The organism is Desulfovibrio sp. ZJ369, assembly GCF_011039085.1.
In the GTDB taxonomy this organism is placed as follows: Bacteria; Desulfobacterota; Desulfovibrionia; order Desulfovibrionales; family Desulfovibrionaceae; genus Desulfovibrio.
Genome location: NZ_JAAKEI010000079.1, coordinates 1 through 4165, shown reverse-complemented (window position 1 = coordinate 4165; position 4165 = coordinate 1). Strand labels below are relative to the sequence as shown.

6 protein-coding genes are annotated in these 4165 nt (G+C 53.7%); 5 read left to right on the top strand and 1 reads right to left on the bottom strand.

Annotated elements, in window-relative coordinates; translation table 11 throughout:
* Together G7Y51_RS13190 and trbJ are read left to right on the top strand one after the other, a co-directional pair.
* Nucleotides 1-1279: DUF87 domain-containing protein (locus G7Y51_RS13190; protein ID WP_165178199.1), on the top strand; the 1279-nt coding region annotated here is incomplete at its 5' end.
* Between the two features lie 17 nt (nucleotides 1280-1296).
* Nucleotides 1297-2094, top strand: a complete 798-nt coding sequence (trbJ, locus tag G7Y51_RS13185) for a P-type conjugative transfer protein TrbJ (RefSeq protein WP_165178197.1) — start codon at nucleotides 1297-1299, stop codon at nucleotides 2092-2094.
* Here trbJ and G7Y51_RS13180 read toward each other — a convergent pair.
* Nucleotides 2091-2444, bottom strand: coding sequence for a hypothetical protein (locus G7Y51_RS13180; protein WP_165178195.1), 354 nt, complete (start codon nucleotides 2442-2444; stop codon nucleotides 2091-2093). The two genes, trbJ and G7Y51_RS13180, sit on opposite strands and share 4 nt — an antisense overlap.
* Nucleotides 2445-2571: 127 nt before the next feature.
* Here G7Y51_RS13180 and G7Y51_RS13825 point away from each other — a divergent pair, with 127 nt between their 5' ends.
* The 3 genes from G7Y51_RS13825 to G7Y51_RS13165 form a co-directional block, all read left to right on the top strand.
* Nucleotides 2572-2907 carry a type IV secretion system protein gene (locus G7Y51_RS13825; protein ID WP_241160260.1) on the top strand — a complete coding sequence of 112 codons (336 nt, stop codon included), beginning with the start codon at nucleotides 2572-2574 and terminating at the stop codon, nucleotides 2905-2907.
* Nucleotides 2904-3716: a TrbG/VirB9 family P-type conjugative transfer protein gene (locus G7Y51_RS13170; RefSeq protein ID WP_165178193.1), complete on the top strand. Its 813-nt coding sequence runs from the start codon at nucleotides 2904-2906 to the stop codon at nucleotides 3714-3716. The genes G7Y51_RS13825 and G7Y51_RS13170 overlap by 4 nt, the downstream gene beginning before the upstream one ends.
* 188 nt (nucleotides 3717-3904) lie before the next feature.
* Nucleotides 3905-4165, top strand: a 261-nt coding sequence (locus G7Y51_RS13165; protein ID WP_346773704.1) for a type IV secretory system conjugative DNA transfer family protein, incomplete at its 3' end; no start/stop codon positions are given.

Genomic DNA, 4165 nt, shown 5'->3' with positions numbered 1-4165 from the left:
CCTGGAAGCCTGGCTGGGCAGTTTGCCCGGCAACGGCTATGCCAATATCCGGCGTCCCCTGCTGACCAGCTTGAACCTGGCGGATCTTCTGCCTTTGCAATCCGTCTGGACGGGCAGCCCGGTCTGCCCGTGCCCTTTCTATCCGCCCGATTCCCCTCCGCTGGCCGTCTTTCTGACTGAGGGCTCCACGCCGTTCTGGTTCAACCTCCACGACGGCGATCTGGCCCATACGGCAATCTTCGGCCCCACGGGCTCAGGCAAATCCACGCTGCTGGCCACCATAGCCGCGCAGTTTCTGCGCTATGAGCATGGGCGGATTTTCGCATTTGACAAGGGCAACTCCCTTTTCCCGCTCTGCGACGGCACTGGCGGCGATCATTACGAGATTGCCACGGAAGACAGTCTCTGTTTCACGCCCCTCCAGCGCATTGATGCAAATACCACGGAGCTGGCCTGGGCGGAGAACTGGATTGAAAGCCTGCTGGAGCTTCAGGGCATGACCGTGCTTCCCGCGCACCGTGAAGCCATCCACAACGCCATGACCGGACTGGCCACGCAGCCGGAGCACATGCGCACCCTGTCGCATTACATGGACGCCGTACAGGATATCTCCATCCGCCAGACATTGGCCTGCTACACGCAGCGCGGCACGATGGGCATGCTGCTGGACGCCAGGACGGACAATCTGGGCACGTCGCATTTCATTGTCTTTGAAATGGAAGAGCTGATGAAAAAAGGGGATCGCAACCTGATCCCCGTGCTGACCTACCTCTTCCACCGCATTGAGAAAGCCCTGGACGGCAAGCCCTCGCTGCTGATTCTGGATGAAGCATGGATCATGCTTGGGCACCCCGTCTTCCGCGACAAAATACGCGAGTGGTTCAAGGTGCTGCGCAAGGCCAACTGCGGCGTGATCCTGGCCACGCAGAACCTCTCGGACGCCAGAAACAGCGGCATCATGGACGTGATCCTCACGTCCTGCCCGACAGTTATCTATCTGCCCAACAGGCAGGCCCGCAACGACGACGAATACGCCTTCTACCGCAGTTGCGGACTCAATGACCGCCAGATCGGGATTCTGGCCAACGCCACCCCCAAGCGGGATTATTACATGGTTAATCCCTCGGGCCGACGGCTCTTTCAGCTCGGCCTGGGGCCGGTGGCCCTGTCCTTCACCGGCGTTTCCGACAAGGAAAGCATTGCCCGGATCAAGGCTCTTAAAAGCCAATATGGGAAAGAGTGGCCCTGGATCTGGCTCAAAGAGCGCAACGTCGCCTGACTCCAAGGAGAAAAAGAATGAAAATCCTGTTATGCGCTCTCATTATTACGCTCTCTGCGGCGAATGCCAGTGCCGCGTACACAGTCTATTGCACAAATTGCAGCGACAGAGTGACCCAGGCCATTGAAAAGGCCACCAGCCTTGAGCAGCTCACAACCTTGCTCAAGGAATACGATGAAGCCATTCAGCAAACTGCCGCGCAACTTCAGATGGTGCAACAGAACATCGAGCAATACACCAACATGGTGCAAAATACCGTCATGCTGCCGGCGAACATCATCAGAAAGATTTCTTCAGAGCTCTCCAAGGTCGCACGAATCACCAATGCGCTGAATACCATGCGCAATGATGTTGCGGGTCTGGGCAATGTCTTTGATGGTCTGTACCAGGCGCAAGCCGAACTGAAAAAACTGGCCAACATGCCCAGAAACATGCTCTCCCAGGGCGGCATGACGTACCGCACAAGCTGGGACAGTTGGAGCCGCCGCGTGGACGATTCCACCAGGGCGACGTTTCAGCTTTCAGGCCAGCAGCTCAAGGACCTGGAAGAGTCCGCCGAGCTGGAAGCTTATATGAATGAGCTGCTTTCCAGCCCGGACGGTCAGCAAAAGGCGCTCATGGCCGGCAATCAGCTTGCCGCCCTGCAAATACAAAAGGCCCGCCAGCTCCGTGAACTCATTGCGACAAAGGTTCAATCGGATCTGGCGAGCCAGGAAAAGGCCGAGAAGGAAAGTCAGATGGGGCAGGAATTACATCGGCAGATGTTGGATGGTTTTGGCGAATTAGATACTACGTCACGTCCTGATCCATTTTAATATTTTGCAAGGATTGCTTTAGCTTCATTTTCACTAATACGTTTATAGATAATATTTTTAGGAAGGGAAGGGTCTGGAAATGTAACTTTAATTACATCATTGCTTTCATCAATAATCTGTAATGTAGAATATTTTGTAAATTGGACATATAATATATTATTTATATTTGAGAATTTTGCCTTCTGGGAAAACTTTCCATAATAGTACGTTGTGCTATCAAATCCTATTATATTTAAGGGATATTCTTCTTCGGACTTCCAATAACCATAAATTTCAAAAGAAAATGCAGGCATTGCGGAGTTAAATATGAAGGTAAATACAAAGATTATACTTAGAAAAGCTTTTTTCATTGGAGTACTCCTTTTCATTTTATATTTTTTAAATATTAGCACAAGTTATGCTGCTGATCAAGGAGGAACTATCGTATCAGATATTGTTACGAAGTTCCATAATGAGCTGTCTAGATACGAATCAGTCATGCTTAAATATGCCAAAATTATTTTTTACTGGTGCGCAGTTCTAGAAGTCGCCTTTCTTGGCGTAAAAATGGTTCTTGGCACTTCTGATGTGCGCGAGACAATCAAAAATCTTTGTTTTGTGCTGCTGGCTGCCGGCTTCTTTCTCGCGGTGATCAACAATTATCATACATGGACATGGAACGTAATCAATGGATTAAAAACAATAGCTGGTGAAGCAGCAACCATTTGCGCAATCCCGGCGGCGTGTACATCACCAGCCTTACGGCGAGCCGCGTATTCAAAACTGCCGCGCCTGCCGCTTCTTCGGCAAAGGCACAATAGGAGTTCCCCATGAAAAGGATTGTTGTTTCCCTGCTGCTGATATGCTGCTTTCTCCCTGGAGTCGTTGCGGGCGCGGCCCCTTCCGGAGGCTCGTCGTCCGCTGCTGCCGACCCGGCCTCAGCGCTGCCGTTGCCGGCCGATTTTCTGAACACGCCTCCGGACTTTCTCAGCAATGACACCGTGCCGCTGAGCAAGCGCGAACGGCAGTCCCTTACCCTGACCCGTGATTGGGCCGGACGCGGCCCGGCTCCGGTGCTCTCGCACTCCGGCAAGCTTGTTTATGTGCACGGCGCGTCCCTGCCCACCATCCTGGCCAGCCCCATGCAGGTCTGCGACGTGGAACTCCAGCCCGGGGAAAAGGTCAATGAGGTGATCGTAGGCGATTCGGCGCGCTGGATGGTGGAAACGGGCACTGCCGGCAACACCACGCACCTCTTCATCAAGCCCGTGGACGCCGGGCTGGAAACAAGCGCCGTGATCACCACAGATCGCCGCATTTATCATCTGCGGCTTATTTCCCGGCGCTCCGGACATACGCCGTATGTGGGCTTTGTCTACGCCGACGCCATGAAACTCCGGCTTGCGGAAGAAAAAGCCGCCAGAGAGCAGGAAGTCCAGCGCAATACGGCCAGGATCGACGGCAGGGACGTCGATATTTCCGGCCTGAATTTCAATTTCGAGGTGAAAGGCAAAGCCTCCTGGAAGCCTGAGCGCGTTTTTGACGACGGCCAGAAAATCTATATCCACCTGATGCGCCTTCTGCTGGATCTGATTATCCGCCGCGTCTGCGCCAGGATGGAATTTGCCGACGGCGCGAGCTAGGGTCAGCCCTCATTAATCCACCTGCTGCAAAGCCGCCTTTTTCCGTCCGGCGGCGTTGCAAGGCCAACATTGACCTTGCGGTATGTTCAATACAGCTTCGCCCAATGTTGGCCTTGCGCCTTGCCGGCCGAAAAAATTCGGCTTTTCGCGGACGGTGTTTTAATGAGGGCTGACCCTAGGCGGGCTATCTGCATCGGCTTCTGCTGATGCTGGACGAACTTATCAGCCTGGGCAAGCTCCCCATTCTGGAGAAAGCCATTGCCTACATCGCCGGTTACGGCGGCAAACTGTGCATCATCGTCCAGAACATAAAGCAGCTCAGCGAGGCATACGGCAAAGACAATGCCCTTATGGCCAACTGCCATGTGCGCATTGCCTATGCGCCCAATGATCCGGACACGGCGGAGCTGCTTTCCAGAATGACGGGCAAGACCACGGTGGTGGAAAAG